This is a genomic window from Pelorhabdus rhamnosifermentans, from assembly GCF_018835585.1.
Taxonomy (GTDB): domain Bacteria; phylum Bacillota; class Negativicutes; order UMGS1260; family UMGS1260; genus Pelorhabdus; species Pelorhabdus rhamnosifermentans.
In genome coordinates this window covers 1-2,349 of sequence record NZ_JAHGVE010000062.1, presented here as the reverse complement: position 1 = coordinate 2,349, position 2,349 = coordinate 1, and the positions used below count along the sequence as shown (strand labels likewise).

Below are 2,349 nucleotides of genomic sequence, written 5' to 3'. Positions count from 1 at the left end.
TAAGGCCTGGGAGGATAGATAGTTGCCAGTTTAGAAAATAGCACTCACTTGTGAGTGCTGTTTTTGTTTTATGTGCGTATATAAGTGCAATTTATGGAGAAGACCGTTCAGTGTGATTCAGCAGTTTATTATTAATAGTATTTTGTATACAATATAATGTTTACTTTATACTGTGGTAGGTGTAGAATATAAGTAGTAAATATAATTTTTGAATATTATGAACGAAGGTGTATAAATGCGAATTGAACATGATTTTTTAGGGGAAATGGAAGTTCCTGAAGATGTATATTATGGCGTACAGACTTTGCGGGCCGTAGAGAACTTTCCTATAACTGGACAAAAGTTATGTAGTGAATTTATTATTGCTTTAGCGACTGTAAAAAAAGCAGCTGCTTTGGCTAATATGAAAACGGGTCGCTTGGCCCCGCTTTATGGTACGGCGATTGTGGAAGCTGCTACGGAGATTATGAATGGCATGCGGCATGAACAGTTTTTAGTTGATCCTATTCAAGGCGGTGCGGGCACTTCCATGAATATGAATGCGAATGAGATTATTGCCAATCGTGCATTAGAAATTTTAGGCCATAATAAAGGTGATTATGCTTTTCTGTCTCCGAATAATCATGTAAATATGGCTCAATCAACAAATGATGTCATTCCTACGGCTATTCGTATTGCTACAATAGCGAAAGCTAAAAAACTTGTTCAGGAATTAAAATTAACGATTGATGCTTTTAATGTCAAGGCCAATGAATTTGAACATGTTGTGAAAATGGGGCGAACTCATTTACAAGATGCTGTACCGATTACTCTGGGACAAGAATTTGCTGCCTATGCAGCAGCACTTGCACGTTCTGTTCGACGCATTGAAAATGTTATCAAAGAACTTTTGACTATTAATATGGGAGCTACTGCTGTTGGAACTGGACTGAATGCCGAGCCAGAATACATCTTACAGGTTGTTAAGGAGCTTTCAAAATTGACAGGAGAAACTTTTTCTACGTGTACCAATCTTGTGGATGGCACACAAAACACGGATATTTTGGCTGAATTTTCTGGCACCTTAAAAGTTGGCGCCCTTGCGCTCTCAAAGATTTGTAATGATTTACGGTTGATGGCTTCAGGACCTCGTTGTGGGTTAAATGAAATTCATTTAGAGCCTCGCCAACCTGGTTCGTCTATTATGCCTGGCAAGGTCAATCCTGTCATGCCTGAAGTTGTCAATCAGGTGTGTTTTCAAGTAATTGGTAATGATACGGCTATTGGTTTGGCTGTTGAAGCAGGGCAATTTGAACTCAATGTTATGGAGCCAGTTATGGCCTATAATCTATTTAATTCATTAACGATGCTGACGCAAGTTTTACATGTTTTCCGTACAACTTGTGTTTGTTCTATTCAGGCTAATGAAGATCGCTGTACTTCTTTAGTTGATAATAGTATTGGTATTGTTACTGCATTAGCGCCGTATTTAGGTTATGAGCAGTCTGCTCAGGTTGCCAAAGAAGCATTGGAGACAGGATGTCCTGTACGTGAAATTATTTTGGAAAAAGGGTTGTTAACTCAAGAAGATTTGGCTGTTATTCTATCTACTGAAGAAATGACACATCCTGGTATTGCTGGAAGTTCGATTATTAAAGCGGCAGTCTAGGCATAAATATTTGAAGAACATTTTTTGGATTCCCTTTTACTTTGCTCATAGGGCAGAACAAAGTAAAAGGGAATTTTTTTCATAGCGAAGAAAGTCATACTTTGCGGATAATAATTTTATAGATGAATATGGAGTTGAAAATGTGATATATTTACAGAAAAAATGCTATAGACTTCATCAAAATCTGTACTCTAGGAGAGCGTAGGTATATAGCAGATTACTATCTTGAACATTGGCAATATTTTATTGCAAGATGAAGGCTTAGGCACCCATATATAATAAAAAAATAAGTCGGCTTTATCAATTCCCTGACAATACATAAATAATAAAATGCAGCAATTGTCATACGGGTGATTTGGCGTAGTCATCTTACTTCTTTTTAATTTATGCTAAGTGAAATTAGCTGATCAGTCTTTTTTATTATGTATTTATTAGATTTAATTTGTCAGAAAATATTGTAAACTGAACAGGAACTTCATTGACGGTGATGTTGTTATGTGATACACTGTATAAAAGTAAGTGTCTACGAAAACATTTATTGAATAAGTGTTGACATAACTTTTTACCTGTGATATACTATATAAGCTGCTTCAGTGAGAAGTCAGCTGCTTTTGCAGCTACGGCTGTGAAGCAAAAAAATATGTTGACAACATCGCTTGCGATGTGGTAACATATAAAAGCTGTCGCAAGACAACATGCTC

General features: G+C 36.6%; 1 protein-coding gene. It reads left to right on the top strand.

Annotated features, from left to right (window positions below):
• The first annotated feature begins 235 nt into the window (after positions 1-235).
• A complete protein-coding gene (locus tag Ga0466249_RS25680; protein WP_215832350.1) occupies positions 236-1,648 on the top strand; it encodes an aspartate ammonia-lyase in 1,413 nt (470 codons plus the stop codon).
• Positions 1,649-2,349 lie beyond the last annotated feature (701 nt).

Coding starts and splice junctions, on each gene's coding strand:
- Ga0466249_RS25680 (WP_215832350.1), top strand. CDS start 236: ATGCGAATTGAACATGATTTTTTAGGGGAAATGGAAGTTCCTGAAGAT.